The organism is Streptomyces sp. NPDC001292, from assembly GCF_042896465.1.
GTDB lineage: Bacteria > Actinomycetota > Actinomycetes > Streptomycetales > Streptomycetaceae > Streptomyces.
In genome coordinates this window covers 159,312-179,915 of record NZ_JBIAXG010000010.1, presented here as the reverse complement: position 1 = coordinate 179,915, position 20,604 = coordinate 159,312, and the positions used below count along the sequence as shown (strand labels likewise).

Sequence of the window (20,604 nt, the reverse complement as noted above, 5' to 3'; positions counted from 1 at the left end):
CGGATGTTCACACGGCGTGGCGGGCCTCACATCGCACCGCTCCCGCCCATCGTCCATGATGAGCGGATGCTCAGGTTCATGCCCGTCGGTGACTCCATGACGATCGGCAGCGCGGGCGAACACACCTGGCGTTACCGGCTGTGGCAGCACCTGTGCGCGACGTACGGCGGCCCGTTCACGCTCGTCGGCCCGCGCGAGACGCTCTACGACAAGTCGGCGGACGCGCCGGCCTCCCTCGCCTACGCCGATCCGGACTTCCCCCGCGCCCACCTGGCCGGCTGGGGCGAGGGCTGGGGGCACATGGTCCCGCTCATCGGCGACGCCGTACGGGAGTGCCGCGCGGACGTGCTGCTGGTCTCGCTCGGCCTGATCGACCTGGGCTTCTACACGAACGCCGAGCAGACGGTGGTGAACGTGGAGCCCTTCGTGACACGGGCGCGGGCCGCCAACGCGCGCGTCCGCGCGGTCCTGCTCCCGGTCATCCCGAACATCCGCGCCGAGGCCGACCCGCCCTTCGCCGCGCAGGTGGACCGTTTCAACGAGTTGCTGGCCAAGGCGGTGGCCGACCTGGACGAACCCCGCTCCCCGCTGCTCCTGGCACCCCAGCCGCCGACGTACGACATCCACACGGACACCTACGACGGCACCCACCCGAACGAGAGCGGCGAGCACAAGATCGCGGAGGCGTTCGCGGGCGCGCTGCACCGGGGGTGGGGGTGGGGCGGGGAGTATGGGGACGGCTGAGCCGCGTCGGCTCCTCCTCTTGGCATATGCGCTGCCGCCCGTGTCCTTGTCACCGTGCGTATCGTTGTACTGCGCGGCTGCGCTCGTCCACGGGGCAGCCGGGGAGGAGCGCCGCGATGACCGTCCTGGAAGACAGGATCACGATGGCCGAGGAGAGCGACGAGCTGACTCTGGACGTGATGTTCGAGTGGCTCGAGAAGATGCCCGTCCCCGAGGGAACGAAGGTCGAGATCGTCGGGGGGAACATCTTCATGTCACCGCAACGTCATACCCACTGGCAGATCATCTTCGACATCGCCCGACAGCTGAGCGCCAAGTACCCCGCCAAGCGGCTGGCCTCGGACGTACGGATCGATTTTCCCGGGCGCCTGAACGGATTCGCCTGTGATGTCGCGGCGATGGCCGACCGCTCGGTACAGGACGACAAGGGCCGCTGGCGCTACCGGGACATCGAGTTCGTGGCCGAAGTCATCTCCGAGAACACGGCCGCCAATGACTACGGTCCCAAGAAGCTCACCTACGCGCTCGCCGAAGTTCCCGTCTACCTCATCGCCGATCCGTACGAAGGCGAATGCCGCGTCTACACCCATCCCATGAACGGCGACTACACGACCGAGACGAAGCTCCCCTTCGGCGAGGACCTGGACCTCACCGACACGGTGGTCCGCCTCACTCTCAAGACCGACGAGTTCCCCCGCGACTGACCACCGCCGCCCCACCCCCCGCACACAACTCCCCTTGCATCGAGCGCACTCCAAGACGTTGGCTTGGGGGCCATGAGGTACACACAGCTCGGACGCACAGGACTCAAGGTCAGCCGACTCGTGCTCGGCACGATGAACTTCGGTCCGCAGACCGACGAGGCGGACAGCCACGCGATCATGGACGCGGCGCTGGACGCGGGGATCAACTTCTTCGACACGGCCAACGTCTACGGCTGGGGCGAGAACAAGGGCCGTACCGAGTCGATCATCGGCAACTGGTTCGCCAAGGGCGGCGACCGGCGCGACAAGGTCGTCCTGGCCACCAAGGTGTACGGGAACATGGCCCCGGACGACTCCGCCGTCTGGCCCAACCACCACAAACTCTCCGCCCTGAACATCCGGCGGGCCGTCGACGCCAGCCTCAAGCGGCTGCGGACCGACCACATCGACGTCTACCAGTTCCACCACATCGACCGGGACACCCCCTTCGAGGAGATCTGGCAGGCCGTCGACGTACTGATCCAGCAGGGCAAGATCCTTTACGTCGGCTCCTCGAACTTCCCCGGTTACAAGATCGCCCAGGCCAACGAGATCGCCGCACGGCGCTCCGGCACCATCGGGCTGGTCAGCGAGCAGTGCCTCTACAACCTCGCCGAGCGGCGCGCCGAGATGGAGGTGATCCCGGCCGCGCAGGACTACGGCCTCGGCGTCATCCCCTGGTCGCCCCTGCACGGCGGGCTGCTGGGCGGCGTGATCAAGAAGCAGGTCGAGGGCGGCCGGCGCGCCTCCGGCCGGTCCGCCGACGCGCTCGCCGACACCGCCGCGCGCGCCCGGATCCAGGCCTACGAGGACCTGCTCGACAAGCACGGCCTGGAGCCCGGCGAGGTCGCGCTGGCCTGGCTGCTCACCCGGCCCGGCGTGACCGGCCCGATCGTCGGCCCGCGCACCGCCGAGCAGCTCGCGTCGGCGCTTCGGGCGGTCGAGCTGGAGCTGAGCGAGGAACTGCTGGCCGGACTCGACGAGATCTTCCCGGGCCCGGGTCCGTCGCCGGAGGCCTTCGCCTGGTAGGCACCTGCCGCGCCGCCCGAGCGGCCCTACCGGCCCTGGCGTCCGCGCTCCGCGTCACCTGCCGAGCGCGGACGCCAGGGCGACGACGGCGAGCATCAGCACAAGCGCACCGGCCATGATCCGGTTCCGGGTTTTCGGGTCCACACAGTCGAGACTAACCGGCCGACCGCAGTGGCCAGCGGCCGACCGTCTCGTAGCGGGGCTGCTCCCCCGGCACCCCGGACCTCGGCAGCAGGCTGCGCACGAGAACCAGCTCCTCCACGGTCCACGCACTGCTCGCGAAGCCCCGCAGCGCCTGGACGTACGGCCGTACGTCCAGGCCGTCCCGGCTGCGCGCCACCGTCAGGTGGGCCTGGTAGCGGCGTGGCTCCCCCATCGGCACGCCCGCCTTCCGCGCCGCCGCGTCCGCGCGCTCGGCCAGCAGACGCAGGGTCGCGAGGTCGCCCTCCGCGCCCGTCCACAGTGCCTTGCCGCGCCCGAACTGCCCTCCCCCGCGCAGCGCGAGCGAGAAGGACCCGGTACGGCGCGCAGCCTTCTCCAGCCGGGCCGACAGCCCGGGTACGACCTCCTCGTCGACCTCGCCGTAGAAGGCGAGCGTGAAGTGCCAGCCGGGGCGCTGCGTCCAGCGCAGCCGGTCCGCGCCCGGCAGCTTCCGCAACCCGGCGATCTCGTCCGCGAGCGCGTCGAGCACGTCCCGCGGGGGCACTACGGCGGCGAACAGTCTCATGGGGCCAGTGTCCCGCCGCACACCCGGGCGTGACCCGGTCGCCGTGCGTATCGTTGTACCGCGCGGCTGCATGCGACCAGGCAGCAGCGAGGAGGAGCGGCACAGTGACTGTTCTGGCAGACAGGATCGAGATGGCCGACCAGAGCGACGGGCCCACCCTCGACGAGATGTTCGAGTGGCTGGAGCAGATGCACATCCCCGAAGGTTTCAAGACCGAGATCGTCGAGGGGGGCATCTTCGTGACGCCGCAGCGGGACACCCACTGGGAGATCATCCTGGACATCATCGAGCAGTTGCGCACCAAGTACCCGCGCAAGCGCGTGAAGTCCGACGTCCGCATCGACTACCCCGGACACCTCAACGGCTTCGCGTCCGACGTCGTGGCGCTCGGGGAGGGCGCCCGGAAGGACGCGAAGGGCCACTGGCGCCCCGAGGACGTGGAGCTGGTCGCCGAGGTGATCTCCCAGGGCACGGCCAGGAACGACTACGGCCCTAAGAAGGACGCGTTCGCGGCCGCCGAAGTGCCGGTGTACCTGATCGTGGACCCGTACACCGGCACGTGGCACCTGCACACCCTGCCGAAGGACGGCGAGTACCGCGGTGTCCTCAGCCTCGACTTCGGTGACGAGATCGACCTGAACGACACCCCGGTCGGCCTCGTCCTCAAGACCGACGAGTTCCCCCGCGACTGACCCCTTCCCGGCGGGCCGGACGCACCCGGCCTACGCCGCGGCGGCCAGCCCCTCCCGGCGTTCGCGGGGGACCAGGCCCACCCGCGGGTGTCCGCGGTTCCAGCCGACCGACAGGCGCAGATCGCCGGCGCGGGCCAGGACCAGGCCGATGGTGGCGGCCGCGGCGAGCGAGACGACACCGCCAACGGCGAAGCCGACGCGGGCGCCGTAGGCGTCGGTGATCCAGCCGACGAGGGGCGCGCCCAGCGGCGTACCGCCCATGAACACCATCATGAACAGGGCCATCACCCGGCCGCGCATGGTCGGGTCGGTGCCCATCTGCACCGCGGTGTTCGCCGTGACGTTGACCGTCAGGCCGAAGATCCCGATGGGCACCATCAGCAGCGCGAACAGCCAGTACGACGGGGCCAGCGCGGCGACGATCTCCAGCGCGCCGAAGGCCGCGGCGGCCGCGATGAGCACGCGCAGCCGGGCGGTGCCGCGGCGGGCGGCCAGCAGGGCGCCGACCAGGGAGCCGACCGCCATCACGGTGTTGAAGAGGCTGTAGCCACCGGCTCCGGAGTGGAAGACGTGGTCGGCGTAGGCCGACAGCCACACCGGGAAGTTGAAGCCGAAGGTGCCGATGAAACCGACCAGGACGATCGGCCAGATCAGCTCGGGGCGGCCGGCGACGTAGCGCAGGCCCTCGCGGAGCTGGCCCTTGCCGCGCGGGGCGCGCTCGACGACGTGCAGTTCACGGGCGCGCATCAGCAGCAGGCCGACGATGGGGGCGGCGAAGGACAGACCGTTGGCGAGGAACGCCCAGCCGGTGCCCACGCCGGTGATCATCACGCCCGCGACGGCGGGGCCGATCAGGCGGGCGGACTGGAAGTTCGCGGAGTTCAGGCTGACCGCGTTCTGGAGCTGCTGCGGGCCGACCATCTCCGAGACGAAGGACTGGCGGGCCGGGTTGTCCACGACCGTGGCGAGGCCGACCGCGAACGCGGCGAGGTAGACGTGCCACACCTGGACCTGGCCGGTGAGGGTGAGCACGGCGAGCGCGAGGCCGGTGACGGCCATGGCCGACTGGGTGACGAGCAGGGTGGGCCGCTTGGGCAGGCGGTCGACGAGGACGCCGCCGTAGAGGCCGAAGAGCAGCATCGGCAGGAACTGGAGGGCCGTGGTGATGCCGACGGCGGCCGAGGAGCCGGTGAGGCTCAGGACCAGCCAGTCCTGCGCGATGCGCTGCATCCAGGTGCCGGTGTTGGAGACGACCTGGCCCAGGAAGAACAGGCGGTAGTTCCTGACCCTCAGCGAGCTGAACATCGAGGACTTGCCGGGGGTGTCGGGGGCGGTGCGGGAGTCGTGGGTGGTCGGTGCGGGGGCGGAATCTGCTCCGGATCCCGTACTCAAAGGGGTTCGCCTCCTTGTCGGCTGCTCACTCGCCGAGTGGAACGTGTTTAAAGGTGTGCGAGCTTCTCCAGCACGGGGGCGGCGGCGCTCAGTTTGGCCCACTCGTCCTCGTCCAGACCCTCGACCAGGCCGGCCAGGAAGGCGTTCCGCTTGCGGCGGCTCTCCTCCAGCATCGTTTCGGCCTGGGCGGTCCTCGTGACCACCTTCTGACGCCGGTCCTCGGGGTGCGGCTCCAGGCTGACCAACCCCTTGGCCTCGAGCAGCGCCACGATGCGGGTCATCGACGGCGGCTGCACGTGCTCCTTGCGGGCGAGCTCGCCCGGCGTGGCACTCCCGCAGTTGGACAGGGTGCCCAGCACCGACATCTCGGTGGGGCTCAGCGACTCGTCGACACGCTGGTGCTTGAGCCGACGGGACAACCGCATCACGGCGGAGCGCAAGGAGTTCACGGCGGCAGCGTCGTCGCCATGGGTGAGGTCCGGCATGTTCTTTAGCTTACCTCATTACTCTCGCTAAATACCACCGCGAACACGCCCTTTCGCCCGTGACGCCCGCCACTGAAGATCACATCACTCTTTCGGGTGATCCACGCCCGGAACATGACGCCCCGCGCGGAAGGGTCCCGCGACCCTCGTGTCCATGGGGACCAGCGTGCCCAGCCTGCGCATGGACCACGAGCTGCTCGAACGGCTCAGGTGCCATGCCGCGAAAAGAGGAATGAGCGTCCAGGACTATGTCGTCCGGACGCTCATTCGGGATGACTTCGACGAGCGGTTCCAGGCCGCCGTCGAGGAGACGGAGCGGTTCTACGGGGTCACCTGACCCGCGCCGAACCGGGTCGGATCAGGTCAGGGCGAGGGCCGGCATCAGGTAGTAGAAGGCGAAGACCGACGCCACCACGTACATCGCCGCCGGGACGTCCTTGCCGCGGCCGGCCGCCAGGCGCAGCACCACGAAGGTGATGAAGCCCATGCCGATGCCGTTGGTGATCGAGTAGGTGAACGGCATCATCAGCATCGTCACGAAGGCCGGGATGGCGATCGTGTAGTCCGCCCAGTCGATCTCCTTGACCGAACCGGCCAGGATCAGGAAGCCCACCGCGAGCAGGGCCGGGGTGGCCGCCTGGGACGGCACCATGGTGGCGACCGGGGTCAGGAACAGCGCCACGGCGAACAGGGAACCGGTGATGACGTTGGCGAAGCCGGTCCTGGCGCCCTCGCCGACGCCCGCCGTCGACTCCACGAAGCAGGTGGTGGCGGAGGAGGAGCTGGCGCCACCGGCGGCGACCGCGATGCCGTCGACGAAGAGGACCTTGTTGATGCCGGGCATCTGCCCCTGGGCGTCGGTCAGCTTCGCCTCGTCGCTGATGCCCATGATCGTGCCCATGGCGTCGAAGAAGGTCGACAGCAGCACGGTGAAGACGAAGAGGACGCCGGTGAGCACGCCGACCTTCTCGAAGCCGCCGAACAGGCTGACCTTGCCCAGCAGGCCGAAGTCGGGGGTGGACACCGGGCTGCCCGGCCACTTCGGGGTGGTCAGACCCCAGGACGGCACCTTGGCGACGGAGTTGATCACGACCGCCAGGACGGTCATCGCGACGATCGAGATCAGGATCGCGCCGGGCACCTTGCGCAGGATCAGCGCCAGCGTGAGCAGCGCGCCCAGGATGAAGACGAGAACCGGCCAGCCGTTGAGGTGACCGTCGGCGCCGAGCTGGAGCGGGACGGTGGTGTGGGCGGCGTCCGGGATACGGGAGACGAAGCCGGAGTCGACGAGCCCGATCAGCATGATGAACAGGCCGATACCGATGGCGATGCCCTTGCGCAGGCCGAGCGGGACGGCGTTCATCACGCGCTCGCGCAGGCCGGTGGCGACGAGCAGCATCACCACGAAGCCGGCGAGGACGACCATGCCCATGGCGTCCGGCCACGTCATGCGCGGCGCCAGCTGGAGCGCGACGACCGTGTTGACGCCGAGGCCGGCGGCGAGCGCGATCGGCACGTTGCCGATGACGCCCATGAGCAGGGTGGTGAAGGCGGCGGTCACGACGGTCGCGGTGACCAGCTGGCCGTTGTCGAGCTGGTGCCCGTGCATGTCCTTGGCGCTGCCCAGGATGATCGGGTTCAGCACGATGATGTAGGCCATCGCGAAGAAGGTGGCGAAACCGCCGCGGACCTCCCGGGACAGTGTGCTGCCCCGCTCGGAGATCTTGAAGTAGCGGTCGAGGGCGCCGTACGGGGGTGGCGTTCCCGGCTGCTCGGGGGCGGAAGCCTTGGCGGTGGCCGAGGTGGGCATGCGGGTGACCTCAAGGGTGCGGGTGAGTACGGATTCCGGGCCGGACCGAGGACCAAACCGACAACCAACAGGTTCCCCCAGGTCCCTGTCGCGACTGTGTCGGTGATTCCTACGAAGAGAAGTGGCCAGACTCGGACCGTTTCAGTATGAACATATAAAGCCCAAAAGACCATCTCCGCGCGTAGACACCAGCCCACCAGGGGCGGGACGCGCGTCCCCCGGGCCCCGTAAGCTGAGCCCCATGGCGAAGTGGACCCCCAAGCACGAGGCGCCGGAGCCCCTGGAGGGCCCCGTGGTCGCCACCATCACCGGCGGCACGATCGTGTGGTTCGTCCTCTTCCTGGTCCAGCTCCCCTTCTACGGCTGGTTCCACGACCACGGCCACACCTGGTGGCTGTGGACCTGCCTGGCCGGCGGCGGCCTGGGCCTGATCGGCATCTGGTACGTCCGCAAGCGGGACGCCGCCATCAAGCGGGCGGCGGCGGAGCGGGCAGGGCGACCGCAGCAGCCGACGTCCGCGGAATAGGGACCCGGACCCGCGCCCCGACACGGGCGGGGAGCGGGTCTAGATCGAGGAGATGGTGGATCCTGCGCCGCCACATCCTGCCGAACATCAGCTCGCCGCTGGTCATCATGACCGCCATCAACCTGTACACCGCCGAGGGCGCCTACGCGGCGCTCAGCTTCCTCGGCTTCGGCGTCGCCCCCCGGACGCCGACTTCGGCAGCATAATCTCGGCCGCGCAGCAGTACCTGCTCACCGAGCCGTGGCTGGCGGCGTACCCGGCGCTGGCGTTCGTCGCGCTCGTGCTCGCGTTCAACCTGCTCGGTGACGCGCTGCGCGACCAGCTGAATCCCCGCAGCCGTACGGCGGCCGGTGCGTGAACCGCACCGGCCGAGGAACGAACCCCGAATCTGGCGAGCCCCCCGTGCCCGACCTGCGCGCCCGGCTCGATTCCGCCGTCCCCGACCTGCTCGCCGAGCACCGTGTCCCCGGTGCCGCGGTGGGGGTCGCCCTGGACGGCCGGATCTGCGCCACCGGTTACGGCGTCACCCATGTGGTCCACCCGATCGGCGTCGACGAGAACACCCTCTTCCAAGTGGGCTCGATCTCCAGGACCCTGCTCGGCGCCGTCATCGGCCGGCTCATGGAGCAGGGCGTCCTGGAACTCGACCCCGTCGCCCGCTCCTCGGCCCGCACTCGGGCATCGACGGGCGCATCACCCTGCGCCACACGATCGCCACACCTGGCATCGACGCCCCGAACATGATCGCCGACGCGCCGCGGCTGCTGGCCGGCCACGCCGACGACAGCGTCCAGGCGTCGCTGCGGCACTTCGCCGACCGGCCGCTGATGTTCGATCCGGGCACGGACTTCACCGGCCCCGGCATCATGGTCGCGGCCGCCGCCGTCGAGCGCGCGCACCGGCCGGCACTACGTCGATCTGCTGCGCGAGCTGGTGATCGAGCCGGCGGGCCCCGGGGACGGCACCGCCCGTACGACCGCCGTACGAGCCCGCTCCTCCCCAGGTCGGATCTTCCGCCCCCTCGACGAGTAAAGCCGCACAACCGCACGTACCGTCGAATGCATGACGCACACAGACGCGGGCGCAGAACTCGACCCCGTGCACCCCGTGCCCGTACCGGCGGTCCGGTCGACCGGACTCACCTCCGCCGAGGTCGCGGAGCGCATCGCCCGCGGCGAGGTCAACGACGTGCCGGTGCGCAGCAGCCGCTCCTTCCCGGACATCGTCCGCGCCAACGTCTTCACCCGGTTCAACGCGATCATCGGCGTCCTGTGGCTGATCACCCTGTTCGTCGCCCCCATCCAGGACAGCCTGTTCGGCTTCGTGATCATCGCCAACACCGGCATCGGCATCATCCAGGAGTGGCGGGCGAAGAAGACCCTCGACTCGCTCGCCGTCATAGGCGAGGCCCGCCCCACGGTGCGCCGCGACGACACCGCCGTCGAGATCGCCACCTCCGAGGTCGTCCTCGGCGACCTCATCGAGATCGGGCCCGGCGACAAGGTCGTCGTCGACGGATCCTGTGTGGAGACCGACGGTCTGGAGATCGACGAGTCCCTGCTCACCGGTGAGGCCGACCCCGTCGTCAAACGGCCCGGCGACCGCGTGATGTCCGGCAGCTTCGTCGTCGCCGGCGGCGGCGCCTTCCAGGCGACCAGGGTCGGCCGCGGCGCCTACGCCGCCCAGCTCGCCGAGGAGGCCTCCCGCTTCACGCTCGTCCACTCCGAGCTGCGCACCGGCATCTCCACCATCCTCAAGTACGTGACCTGGATGATGGTCCCGACCGCGATCGGCCTGGTCATCAGCCAGCTCGTGGTGAAGAACAACGACCTCAAGGAGTCCGTCGCCCGCACCGTCGGCGGCATCATCCCCATGATCCCCGAGGGCCTGGTCCTGCTCACCTCCGTCGCCTTCGCCATCGGCGTGATCCGGCTGGGCCGCAAGCAGTGCCTCGTGCAGGAGCTGCCCGCCATCGAGGGCCTCGCCCGCGTCGACACGGTCTGCCTGGACAAGACCGGCACCCTCACCGAGGGCGGCATGGACGTCACCGAGCTGAGATCGCTGGACGGCTACGACGAGTCGTACGTGCGCAAGGTCCTCGGCGCGCTCGGCGAGTCCGACCCGCGCCCCAACGCCTCCCTCCAGGCGATCATCGCCGCCTACCCGGACAGCGAGGAGTGGCGCTGCGTGGAGTCGCTGCCCTTCTCCTCCGCGCGCAAGTACAGCGGGGCCAGCTTCAGCGAGGGCGACGGCGAGTCCAGTACGTGGCTGCTGGGCGCCCCGGACGTGCTGCTGCCCGCCGAGGCCCCCGCCCTCGCCGAGACCGGGCGGCTGAACGAGCAGGGTCTGCGCGTGCTGCTGCTCGCCCACGCCGCCCGCGACCTGGACGACCCGGAGGTGGCCCGGACCGTCCGGCCCGCCGCTCTCATCGTGCTGGAGCAGCGGCTGCGGCCCGACGCCGCCGCGACCCTGCGCTACTTCGCCGAGCAGGACGTCCGCGCCAAGGTCATCTCCGGTGACAACGCGGTGTCCGTCGGCGCGGTCGCCGCGAAGGTCGGCCTCGCCGGGACCGCCGTCGACGCCCGCCGGCTGCCCACCGAGCGGGACGAGATGGCCCGTGACATGGACGAGGGCACGGTGTTCGGGCGGGTCACCCCGCAGCAGAAGCGGGACATGGTGGGCGCCCTCCAGTCACGCGGGCACACGGTCGCGATGACCGGGGACGGCGTGAACGACGTCCTGGCGCTGAAGGACGCCGACATCGGCGTGGCGATGGGCTCGGGGTCGGAGGCCACCCGGGCGGTCGCTCAGATCGTGCTGCTGAACAACAGCTTCGCCGTCCTGCCGTCCGTGGTCGCGGAGGGGCGGCGGGTGATCGGCAACATCACCCGGGTCGCGACCCTGTTCCTGGTGAAGACGGTCTACTCGGTCCTGCTGGCCGTGCTGGTGGTCTGCGCGCAGGTGGAGTATCCGTTCCTGCCCCGCCACCTGACCCTGCTGTCCACGCTCACCATCGGCGTCCCGGCCTTCTTCCTGGCCCTCGCCCCGAACACGGAACGGGCCCAGCCCCACTTCGTACGGCGGGTCATGCGCTACGCGGTGCCGGGCGGGGCGGTGGCCGCCGTGGCGACCTTCGTGACGTATCTGGTCGCCCGCCACCACTACACCGGTCCGGGCGCCCTGGACGCGGAGACCAGCGCGGCCACGCTGACGCTGTTCCTGGTCTCGATGTGGGTCCTGGCGATCGTCGCCCGCCCCTACACCTGGTGGCGGATCGCGCTGGTGGCCTCGATGGGCGTGGCGTTCGTCGTCGTACTGATCGTGCCTGAGCCGCAGCACTTCTTCGCGCTGAAGCTGGTCGGCACGGCGATGCCCTGGCTGGCGGTGGGAGTCGCCGCGGTGGCGGCGGCCGCCCTGGAACTTCTGTGGAAGTGGGTCGACCGCCGCTTTCCCGCGTAGGGGTGCGGCCAGTGCCGCCCCCTGCTACTTCACGTCGACGAAGTCGGCCCTGGAGTTGATCGCCGGGGTGGTCGAGGTGCCCGCGAAGGAGTAGCGGAAGTAGCCGTCGGCCGTGGCCCTGGTCGTGGTCTTCAGGTTCCCCTTGGAATCCGTCTTGATGGTCTTCAGCGTGGTGTAGGCGGTGGAGCCCTTCTTGAGGAACTGCAGCTTCACGTACTGGTAGGTGTAGCCGTGGTACTTGCCGGTCTCCCAGTTGGCCCGGGTCAGCTTGCCGACGACCGTGATGGTGTAGCCCTTCTTGACCGGCTCGGGCGTGGCGTTGATGGTGAGCACGGGGTTGCGCTGGACGCGGTGGGTCGTCTGGTAGTCGTTCCAGTAGACGCTGCCATCGCCCGCGAGTGCTCCGGCGGTCACCTTCCAGGTGCCGGCCAGCGCGTTCTTGTACAGGTCGGTGCCCGGGTAGGCCGTGATGGTCAGCTTGCAGGTCGAGGTGGTGGCGCTGGCGGCAGTGCACTTCGCCACGTCCTCGTTCGGCGGGAGGTAGCCGTCGACGTCGGTCTCGGCATCGGTGCCGTGCCACAGGTCGACATAGGCGTCCTGGATGCCCGTGGCGTGGCTGGCGGTCAGCGACACCGTGAAGGTCTTGGCGTAGGTGGTGCCGACGACGACTGCCTTGCCGGAGTTGACGGTCACCTTGGACACGGTGGGGAGCTCCTCGGCGGCCAAGGCGCGGAAGGCCGACTTCGCGGAGGAGGTACCGAAGCGCTCGGCGGCGCTGGGCTTGTTCGGCTTGACGTCGCGGGGGCCGTCGGCCTGCGCGACCGGGACGGCGAGGGCGGACAGTACCAGGGCGCCGGAGACGGCGGCCACAGTGGCGCGAATTCGCATGCGTTCCCCCAGTGGAGAAAGGGCCCCGCCAGTCGTTCGTCGCGGTTCGCCTCCGGCGCGGGCCCAAGTGATCGTGGAGTCTGTCTGACTCACGTGATCAGATCCCTGACCCGTGCAGAAGGTTGCACGGAATTTGAATTTCCTGTGAGCGGCCTGTCAGTCGACGTGGCGGCGGCCGTCCGTGGCTTTTAGGGGGAAGTGGTCGACCGCCGCCCTGCCGTGCCGGGGCAGGGCCGGTGCCGCCTACTTCACGTCGACGAAGTCGGCCTTGGAGTCGACCGCCGAGGTGGCGGAGTTGCCCGCGAAGGAGTAGCGGAAGTAGCCGTCGGCCGTGGCCCTGTCGTGGTCTTCAGCCTGCCCTCGGAGTCCGTCTTGATGGTCTTGAGCGTCTTGTAGGTGCTGGAGCCCTTCTCGACGGTCAACCTCGCGGAAAGACCGGCGGAAAGAGTTCCTCCACCGTGCGCCGGCGATGGTCGCGCTCCGGGTAAGCCGCGCGCATCATGTCGAACAACTGCTGGCCGACTCGCCTCAGAGCGGTGAGATCGACGCCGGGGATCGAGCCGTCGCGCATGACCACCCTGCCCGCGACCATCGTCAGGACCGCATCGCGGGCGGTGCCGTTGAGCACCAGGGTGCGCAGCGGATCCTCGGTGACGCCCATACGGAAGTCGTCCAGGGCGAACGCCGCCAGGTCGGCGGTGGCCCCCGCGGCCAGCCGCCCGAGATCCGGTCGGCGCAACGCGGTCGCCCCACCGGTCCAGAGCGCCTCGAAGTAGCCGGTGAGGTGCCCCTGGCCCAGGTCGCCGGCCTGGAGTTTGGCCACCTGGGTGCCCACGTCGATTCCCCGGATCAGGTCCGGCGGGAAGGAATCGGTGCCCAGACACAGGTTCACCCCCCGCGCCCGGTAGTCGGCGAACGTGTGCAGGTTGTGGGCATATCGAGCGTTCGTCAGCGGGCAGTGCACTATCGAGACGCCCGCGTCGGCCAGCACCGCGACATCTCCCGTGTCCATGCCGAGCACCTCGGGGTGCACATCGAGCACCACCCCATGCGGAACGATCAGCCGGTCGGACAACAGCCCGGAGTCGGCGATCAGTTGCAGCGGGGTACGACCATAGGCGCGCTGGATGTAGTCACGCTCCGACATGCCTTGCAAAGCGTGCAGGCGCACCAGCACGCCGCGCTCGTGCGCGGCCCGGGCGACGTCCCTGAGCAGGTCGGGGAGCAGGGTCTCGATCCGGCACGGCAGCAGCACCCCGGTCACCAGGGGATCGGCGAGCTGAGCGGTGTGGTCCAGGAACCGCAGCGCCTCGGCCAGACCGCGCCGGCCGGCCTCCTCGTCGAACATCACGGTGCGCTTGCCGTCGGCGCCGATCACGTTCACCCCGGACCGGAACGACGGCCCGAGGAAGCCCCGCAGACCCAGTCGCGAAGACACCTCGGCCATCGCCACGAAGTCCTCGTAGGTCTCGGCCCAGTCGCTGTGCACCTCTGAGGCGATCGGCATGTAACTGGTGATGCCGTGCAGGGCGAGCTGGACCAGCGCGTACTCACGTACCGCGCGCCGTTGCCCGGCGTCGAACACCGCCCGGGGCGCGGCGAAGTACTCGGTCGACCAGACGAAGCCGGACGCCAGTTCCGGGGACGCCCAGGAGTCCAGGATCAGGTGGTCGATGTCGGTGAGGGCGTCCAGATCGATCAGGCCGGGGGTGACCACCGCGTCACCGAGGTCGATGCGCACGTCGGCTTGCCGCCGGTCGAGTTCGGCGCGATCGCCCACATCGACGATGGTGTCGCCGTCGATCAACACGGCGCCGTCCGGGACCTCCACGTGCGAGCGTCCGTCGTGGGCGATCACCCAGGAAGCAGTGACCAGGGTCTTCATCGGCGTGCCCTTCCAGATTTGGTACACCAACTGACTGAAACGGTCGCCCTTAACCCCGGGAGCGTTCGACGCGCCCCCGGACCGAGTAACGACCGGCTATGGCTCGCGCAAACTTTTGCACAAGCCGGAAAATGCGCCCTACGAGGGCTGATGCCCCCAGCTGCAACGGTGCGCCGGGTTGCTGTCGAACCCTAGTAGAAATCACGATTCTTGGTATACCGTTTCGGCCACCTCCCCACCCCCTCGAGCACCAAAGGATCGGACGTGCCGGATCCGCATGAGCCGCCGAGTCCGCCGCGCCACGCCGACGCGCCGGAGCCCCCTGACGGGCAGGTGGCCACTCTGCCTCCACCAGAACCCGCAACCGCAACCGCCGAGCGCGGGCCCGCCGCGGAGATCGCCACCGCGCGGTCACTGCTGGGCACGGCGTGGCTTCGGATACGGCGCAGCCGGATCGCCATCGCCGCCCTGATCGTGGTGGTCCTCATGGTGCTGTTCGCGATCCTGGCCCCGGTGTTGGTGGCCATCGAAGGATCGGACCCGTTCACCTCCCGGACGGGGCCGGACTTCCTGGACTCCTTCTACGCGCCGGGCCTGCCGCTGCCGTACTACCGCTTCCCGTCCAGCGAGCACTGGCTCGGCCTCGAACCAGGGCTCGGGCGCGACATCTTCGCCCGGATGGCCTACGGCGCGAGGATCTCCCTGACCATCGCGCTGCTGTCCACGGTGGTGTCGGTGGTCCTGGGCACCGTGCTCGGCGCCGCCGCCGGATACTTCGGCGGCAAGATCGACATGGTGATCAGCCGGGTGATGGACCTGTTCCTGGCCTTCCCCCACCTGCTGCTGGTGCTGTCGCTGACCCCGATCATGCAGTCCCGGCTGCGTGGCACCGCCCTCGACTCGGGGAGCCTGGTACCGATCGCCTCGCTGGTGATCATCCTCGGCTTCTTCGGCTGGGCCTACCTGGCCAGAGTCGTGCGCGGCCAGGTGCTCTCGATCCGGGAGCAGGAATTCGTCGAGGCCGCCCAGGCCTACGGGGCCTCGCACCGGAGCATCATCCTGCGGCAGATCATCCCGAACGTCATGGGCGTCGTGCTGGTCTACGCGACCATGATGATCCCCACCAACATCACCGCAGAGGCGGCGCTGTCATTCCTCGGCGTCGGGGTCAAAGACCCCACACCCTCCTGGGGTCAGATGCTCAACGCGGCCCAGGCAGGCAACTGGTACCTGTCCGACCCGTGGTTCCTCGCCGTCCCGGCCGGCGCGCTGGTGATCACCGTGCTCGCGTTCAACCTGCTCGGCGACGCGGTCCGGGACGCGTTGGACCCCAAGTCCTCCCGAAGCTGACCTCCCCCGACGCGCCGTCCTCCCCCGACGCGCCATCCCTTTCCTTACCCTCAAGGAGACGCAGTGAAACGAAGCACCATGGCGGCGATCGCCCTGACGGTGAGTGCCGGGCTGGCCCTGACCGCCTGCGGCGGATCCAAGCCCACCCCCGGTACCGGCTCCGGTCCCAGAGCCGACGCCTACGCGCCGGTGGAGATCGGGAAGGGCTACTCCGCCAAAGGCGGGAACATCAACGTCCTGATGTCCTCGGACTTCCAGACGCTGGACCCCGGCAACAGCAACTACGTGCAGACCGCCAACGTGGGGCAGCTGTACTACCGCACACTGACCATGGCCAAGGAGACCGCCGGCAAGCCGCCGACGATCGTGCCGGATCTCGCCACCGACCTGGGCAAGCCCTCCGCCGACGGCCTCACCTGGACCTACACCCTGAAGAAGGGGTTGAAGTTCGAGGACGGCACCCCGATCACCAGCAAGGACATCAAGTACGGAGTCGAGCGCACCTACGCCCGAGACGTCTACACCCAGGCACCGCAGGAACTGAACGCCGCCCTGGCCGACGACAGTTACAAGGGCCCGTACACCGGCGGAGACTTCAAGGCGATCGACACCCCGGACGACCGCACCGTCGTCTTCCACCTCAAGCAGCCGTTCGCCGAGTTCCCCGCCCTGGTCTCCCGGTCGAACACGGCGCCGGTGCCGAAGGCCAAGGACACCAAGCTCGACTACACCAACCACCCCGTCTCGTCAGGCCCGTACAAGATCCAGTCGTACGACCGCGGCCGCGCGATGAAGCTCGTCCGCAACGACCAGTGGAACCCGGCCACCGACCCGAACCGGACCGCCCTGCCGGACACGTTCACCTTCACCCTGTCCACCGCCCAGGCGACCATCAGCCAGCAGCTGCTCGCCGACTCGGACCCGACGGCCGTCACCTTGGACAGCAACGGCGGTCTGCAGGCGTCCGACGCCGCCAAGCTCAACACGGCCGAAGTCAAGAAGCGCACCGCGGGCGGCCTGCTGGGCTGCACGGACGTGCTGAACCTCAACACCGAGACGATCAAGGACCCTCAGGTCCGCAAGGCACTCGCGCTGTCCATCGACCGTAGCGCGATCCAGGTGCAGTACGGCGGCGAACGGTTCGGCAAACTGGCCCAGTCGTACATCAACTCGGCCCAGCGGGGATACGTCGAGCAGCACACCGAGCTCACCCCGACGGGCAAGTCCAAGCTGGACGAGGCCAAGAAGCTCCTGGCGGGCAAGACGTACCCCAAGAAGCTGGTGTACGGCTACGCCGACGCCAACCCCCGGTACAAGAACGTCGGCACCGTGCTGCAGCAGAACTTCAAGCAGCTCGGCATAGACCTGCAGCTGCGCCCGATCCCGGCCGCCAACTACTACACCGTGCTGGCCGGTGACCAGATGCCGGACATCGCCCGCAGCGGCTGGTGCGGTGGCGCGGACAGCGGTTCGGTGCGCACCACCGTCGACCCGAACCTGGGCCCGAGCGTGGACGGCAAGACCTACGGCTTCTCCAACATCCCGCGCTACTACGACCCGAAGATCTCCCGCGCGATGTACGAGCTGCGCGGCACGAACGGGTCCAGCGAGGAACTCGGCAAGAAGTGGGCGACTCTGTTCGACCAGGCCATGCAGAGCTACCCCCTGGTTCCGCTGATTCGCAGCTACACCAACAGCGTGGTCGGCTCCAAGGTCCGTAACGCGCAGGTGGGTTACTTCTTCGGCGGCATCGACCTGTCCATCATCGGCGTCCAGCACTGAGATCCCGTCACAAGAAGAGGTAGAAGCGGTGAGTTCATCCCGAGCCGGCGGGTCGCGCCCATGACCAGATTTCTGATGCGGCGATTCGTCGCGATGATCGTGCTGTTGTTCGTCATCAGCTTCGTGACGTTCACCCTGTTCCAGCTCGGCCCGGCGGACCCGGCCGCGGCGGCCTGCGGTCAGGAGTGCACTCCGCAGCGCATCGCCGAGGCCCGGGTCGCGCTCGGGATGGACAAGCCGTTCCTCACCCAGTACTTCGACTACATGTCGGGCCTGGTGGGCAGCCGCACGGTCGGCGCGCCGGGCAGCGGGACGCTGTGCTCCTGGCCGTGTCTGGGCAAGTCGTTCCAGACCAACGAGGACGTCACCACGATCATCGGGCGGGCCCTGCCCTACACACTGTCCGTGGCCAGCGGCGCGATCGTGCTGTGGAGCGTCGTCGGCGTCGGGCTGGGCCTGCTGGCGGCACTGCGCAAGGGCCGGTTCACCGACAAGCTCATCGTCGGCGCCGCCTCGGTCGGGGTGTCCCTGCCCATTCCGGTGACCGGCCTGCTGCTGCTGTTGTTCTTCGTCAGCACGGTGCACCTGTTGCCCTTCACCACCAACGCGATCACCTCACCGTTCGGCGCCGCGGGTCCGGGCGGCTGGTTCCTGAACTACCTGCTGCCCTGGGTGGCGCTGGCGGTGCTGTTCAGCGCTCAGTACATCCGGGTCACCCGCAGCAACATGCTGGAGACCTTCGGAGAGGACTTCATGCGCACCGCGCGCTCGAAGGGCCTGTCCCGGCGGAGCATCGTGTTCAGGCACGGTGCGCGGGCCGGCATCACTCCGGTGGTCACCATGCTCGGTCTTGACATCGGCACCCTGCTGGGCGGCGCTGTGCTCACCGAGCAGATCTTCTCGGTGCCAGGTGTCGGATTCACCGCGGTGCATGCCGCCCAGGCCGGCGACCTTCCGGTCACCATGGCCATCACCATGATGGCCGCGTTCTTCATCATCGTCGCCAACGTCGTGGTCGACGCCGCCTACGCGGTGATCGACCCGCGAGTGAGGGTTGCCTGATGACCACGCCCAAAGCCGCGCCCATGCTGGACATCCGCGATCTGCGGGTGAGCTTTCCGACCGACGACGGCGTGGTGCACGCGGTCAACGGGATGGACCTGACCCTGGCGCGCGGGGAAACCGTCGGCATCGTCGGCGAATCCGGCTCCGGCAAGACCGTCACGAGCCAGGCTCTGATGGGGCTGCTCAAGGACACCTCCGCCACCGTCACCGGACAGATCCTCCTGGACGGACGGGATCTCAACCCGCTGACCGAGGCGCAGATGCGCGCCTACCGGGGCAAGAAGATCGCGATGATCTTCCAGGACCCGCTGTCGGCGATGCACCCGTTCTATCCCGTCGGGGTGCAGATCGCCGAGGCCTACCGGGTGCACAACGCCGTGTCCAAGAAGGCCGCGACGGCGGTCGCCGTCGACATGCTCGGCCGGGTCGGGATTCCTGACCCCAAGCGCCGTTACTCGGCGTACCCGCACGAGTTCTCCGGCGGTATGCGGCAGCGCGCGATGATCGCCATGGCGCTGGTCTGCGAACCCGAGCTGCTGATCGCCGACGAGCCCACCACCGCGCTCGATGTCACCGTGCAGGCCCAGATACTCGATCTGCTCAATGAACTGCAGGCCGAGACCGGGTCCTCGGTGATCCTGGTGACCCACGACCTGGGTGTGGTCGCCGAGGTCTGCCACCGGGTCGTGGTGATGTACGGCGGGGTGTGCGTGGAGCAGGCGACCGTCGCCGACCTGTTCAGCGACCCGCGGCACCCCTACACCCAGGGGCTGCTGGCTTCGATGCCGTCGCTGGCGGGGAGGTCAGAGCGGCTCAGCCCGATCCCGGGCTTCCCGCCGTCGCTGCTGGCACTGCCCGAGGGCTGCCTGTTCGCAGACCGCTGCCCGAAGGCGCACCTGGTGCCCGAAAGCGCCTGCGGCACCCGCCGGCCGACGCTGACCGGCCCCGGCGGACACCCGTCGCGGTGCCACCTTCAGACCCTCGAACCGGCCGGAGAGGTGGTCCGATGACGCCGCTGTTGCAGGTCACCGACCTGACCAAGCACTTCCCGATCCGCTCCGGCGCCTTCCGGTCGGCCGGCGGCGTGATCAAAGCCGTCGACGGGGTCAGTTTCTCGGTCGAGGCCGGGCAGACCCTCGGGCTGGTCGGGGAATCCGGTTGCGGCAAGTCGACCACCGGCCGACTGCTGATGCGGCTGCTGGAGCCCTCCTCCGGGAGCATCCGGCTCGACGGCCGGGAGATCTCCGAACTGCGCCGATCGAACCTGCAGGAGTACCGGCGCCGGGTGCAGATGGTGTTCCAGAACCCGTCGTCCTCGCTCAACCCGCGCCAGTCCGTGGGCAGTGCGATCGCCGCACCGCTGCTGGCCCAGGGGATCACGCCGCCCGGTGGCGTCAAGGCCAAGGTGCGGGACCTCATGGACCGGGTGGGGTTGCGCCCCGACCACTACAACCGCTTCCCGCACGAGTTCTCCGGCGGCCAGAAGCAACGTGTGGGCATCGCCCGCGCGCTCGCCCTGGACCCGCAGCTGATCATCTGCGACGAACCGGTGTCCGCGCTGGACGTGTCGGTGCAGGCACAGGTGATCAATCTGCTGGAGGACATCCAGCGGGACACCGGAGTGGCGTACCTCTTCATCGCCCACGACCTGTCCGTGGTCAAGCACTTCGCCGACCGCATCGCGGTGATGTACCTGGGCCGGATCATGGAACAAGGCGACACCGAAGAGGTGTTCGGCGCTCCGCGGCATCCCTACACCCGGGCGCTGCTGTCCGCCGTCCCGCAACCGGACCCGACGGCTGATCGCAGCGGGCGGATCCGGCTGTCCGGCGATCTGCCCAGCCCGGCCGACCCGCCGCGCGGCTGCGTCTTCCGGTCCCGGTGTCCGGCGCATCCGCGGCTGGACCCACAACGCCGGCAGCTGTGCACCGGCGGTGTGCCGAGCGGCGACATCGCCTGCCATCACGCCGACGTCGCCGCCGAACTCCTGGCCACGACGCCCCGGTGAGCCGTGCCACGTCCTGCGA

General features: G+C 69.1%; 19 protein-coding genes. 13 read left to right on the top strand and 6 right to left on the bottom strand.

The genetic code is table 11. The features are described from left to right. Positions 1 to 66 precede the first annotated feature (66 nt). From ACFY4A_RS14395 to ACFY4A_RS14385, 3 genes are all read left to right on the top strand, one after another. A complete protein-coding gene (locus ACFY4A_RS14395; protein ID WP_390829745.1) occupies positions 67 to 744 on the top strand; it encodes a GDSL-type esterase/lipase family protein in 678 nt (225 codons plus the stop codon). A gap of 116 nt (positions 745 to 860) precedes the next feature. Next, positions 861 to 1,448: a Uma2 family endonuclease gene (locus ACFY4A_RS14390; RefSeq protein ID WP_390829744.1), complete on the top strand. Its 588-nt coding sequence runs from the start codon at positions 861 to 863 to the stop codon at positions 1,446 to 1,448. Between the two features lie 72 nt (positions 1,449 to 1,520). After that, the gene (locus tag ACFY4A_RS14385) at positions 1,521 to 2,516 is read left to right on the top strand and encodes an aldo/keto reductase (RefSeq protein WP_390829743.1); all 996 of its coding nucleotides are present in this window, start codon (positions 1,521 to 1,523) and stop codon (positions 2,514 to 2,516) included. A 154-nt stretch (positions 2,517 to 2,670) separates the two neighbouring features. On the opposite strand, the gene thpR is transcribed toward ACFY4A_RS14385, so the two are convergent. Beyond that, positions 2,671 to 3,243, bottom strand: a complete 573-nt coding sequence (thpR, locus tag ACFY4A_RS14380; RefSeq protein ID WP_390829742.1) for an RNA 2',3'-cyclic phosphodiesterase — start codon at positions 3,241 to 3,243, stop codon at positions 2,671 to 2,673. Between the two features lie 104 nt (positions 3,244 to 3,347). Between thpR and ACFY4A_RS14375 the strand changes: the two genes are divergently transcribed. After that, positions 3,348 to 3,935 carry a Uma2 family endonuclease gene (locus ACFY4A_RS14375; protein ID WP_390829741.1) on the top strand — a complete coding sequence of 196 codons (588 nt, stop codon included), beginning with the start codon at positions 3,348 to 3,350 and terminating at the stop codon, positions 3,933 to 3,935. Positions 3,936 to 3,965: 30 nt separating this feature from the next. Here the strand turns inward: ACFY4A_RS14375 and ACFY4A_RS14370 are convergent, their stop codons facing one another. Together ACFY4A_RS14370 and ACFY4A_RS14365 are read right to left on the bottom strand one after the other, a co-directional pair. After that, positions 3,966 to 5,327 carry an MFS transporter gene (locus ACFY4A_RS14370; protein WP_390829740.1) on the bottom strand — a complete coding sequence of 454 codons (1,362 nt, stop codon included), beginning with the start codon at positions 5,325 to 5,327 and terminating at the stop codon, positions 3,966 to 3,968. Between the two features lie 47 nt (positions 5,328 to 5,374). Further along, a complete protein-coding gene (locus tag ACFY4A_RS14365; protein ID WP_100568981.1) occupies positions 5,375 to 5,812 on the bottom strand; it encodes a MarR family winged helix-turn-helix transcriptional regulator in 438 nt (145 codons plus the stop codon). Between the two features lie 154 nt (positions 5,813 to 5,966). Here ACFY4A_RS14365 and ACFY4A_RS14360 point away from each other — a divergent pair, with 154 nt between their 5' ends. Then, the gene (locus ACFY4A_RS14360; RefSeq protein WP_390829739.1) at positions 5,967 to 6,149 is read left to right on the top strand and encodes a ribbon-helix-helix protein, CopG family; all 183 of its coding nucleotides are present in this window, start codon (positions 5,967 to 5,969) and stop codon (positions 6,147 to 6,149) included. A 21-nt stretch (positions 6,150 to 6,170) separates the two neighbouring features. On the opposite strand, the gene ACFY4A_RS14355 is transcribed toward ACFY4A_RS14360, so the two are convergent. After that, positions 6,171 to 7,622 carry an NCS2 family permease gene (locus ACFY4A_RS14355; RefSeq protein ID WP_390829738.1) on the bottom strand — a complete coding sequence of 484 codons (1,452 nt, stop codon included), beginning with the start codon at positions 7,620 to 7,622 and terminating at the stop codon, positions 6,171 to 6,173. 241 nt (positions 7,623 to 7,863) lie between these two features. On the opposite strand from ACFY4A_RS14355, the gene ACFY4A_RS14350 reads away from it, so the two are divergent. The 3 genes from ACFY4A_RS14350 (at position 7,864) to ACFY4A_RS14340 (ending at position 11,607) form a co-directional block, all read left to right on the top strand. Continuing rightward, the gene (locus ACFY4A_RS14350) at positions 7,864 to 8,148 is read left to right on the top strand and encodes a DUF2530 domain-containing protein (RefSeq protein ID WP_390829737.1); all 285 of its coding nucleotides are present in this window, start codon (positions 7,864 to 7,866) and stop codon (positions 8,146 to 8,148) included. A gap of 402 nt (positions 8,149 to 8,550) precedes the next feature. Beyond that, positions 8,551 to 8,892, top strand: a complete 342-nt coding sequence (locus ACFY4A_RS14345; RefSeq protein WP_390829736.1) for a serine hydrolase — start codon at positions 8,551 to 8,553, stop codon at positions 8,890 to 8,892. A 318-nt stretch (positions 8,893 to 9,210) separates the two neighbouring features. Next, entirely contained in the window at positions 9,211 to 11,607 is a 2,397-nt protein-coding gene (locus ACFY4A_RS14340; RefSeq protein WP_390829735.1) for an HAD-IC family P-type ATPase, read from the top strand. A gap of 24 nt (positions 11,608 to 11,631) precedes the next feature. Here the strand turns inward: ACFY4A_RS14340 and ACFY4A_RS14335 are convergent, their stop codons facing one another. Both ACFY4A_RS14335 and ACFY4A_RS14330 read right to left on the bottom strand, forming a co-directional pair. Further along, positions 11,632 to 12,495, bottom strand: a complete 864-nt coding sequence (locus ACFY4A_RS14335) for a calcium-binding protein (protein WP_390829734.1) — start codon at positions 12,493 to 12,495, stop codon at positions 11,632 to 11,634. Positions 12,496 to 12,913: 418 nt separating this feature from the next. After that, complete coding sequence (locus tag ACFY4A_RS14330; RefSeq protein WP_390829733.1) at positions 12,914 to 14,407, bottom strand: chlorohydrolase family protein; 1,494 nt, start codon at positions 14,405 to 14,407, stop codon at positions 12,914 to 12,916. A 306-nt stretch (positions 14,408 to 14,713) separates the two neighbouring features. On the opposite strand from ACFY4A_RS14330, the gene ACFY4A_RS14325 reads away from it, so the two are divergent. From ACFY4A_RS14325 to ACFY4A_RS14305, 5 genes are all read left to right on the top strand, one after another. Then, the gene (locus ACFY4A_RS14325) at positions 14,714 to 15,730 is read left to right on the top strand and encodes an ABC transporter permease (RefSeq protein WP_390829759.1); all 1,017 of its coding nucleotides are present in this window, start codon (positions 14,714 to 14,716) and stop codon (positions 15,728 to 15,730) included. A gap of 63 nt (positions 15,731 to 15,793) precedes the next feature. Beyond that, complete coding sequence (locus tag ACFY4A_RS14320; protein ID WP_390829732.1) at positions 15,794 to 17,512, top strand: ABC transporter substrate-binding protein; 1,719 nt, start codon at positions 15,794 to 15,796, stop codon at positions 17,510 to 17,512. Between the two features lie 60 nt (positions 17,513 to 17,572). After that, positions 17,573 to 18,574, top strand: coding sequence for an ABC transporter permease (locus ACFY4A_RS14315; protein WP_390829731.1), 1,002 nt, complete (start codon positions 17,573 to 17,575; stop codon positions 18,572 to 18,574). Then, the gene (locus tag ACFY4A_RS14310) at positions 18,574 to 19,587 is read left to right on the top strand and encodes an ABC transporter ATP-binding protein (RefSeq protein ID WP_390829730.1); all 1,014 of its coding nucleotides are present in this window, start codon (positions 18,574 to 18,576) and stop codon (positions 19,585 to 19,587) included. Before ACFY4A_RS14315 ends, ACFY4A_RS14310 begins: the two co-directional genes overlap by 1 nt. Continuing rightward, a complete protein-coding gene (locus ACFY4A_RS14305; RefSeq protein WP_390829729.1) occupies positions 19,584 to 20,585 on the top strand; it encodes an ABC transporter ATP-binding protein in 1,002 nt (333 codons plus the stop codon). Before ACFY4A_RS14310 ends, ACFY4A_RS14305 begins: the two co-directional genes overlap by 4 nt. Positions 20,586 to 20,604 lie beyond the last annotated feature (19 nt).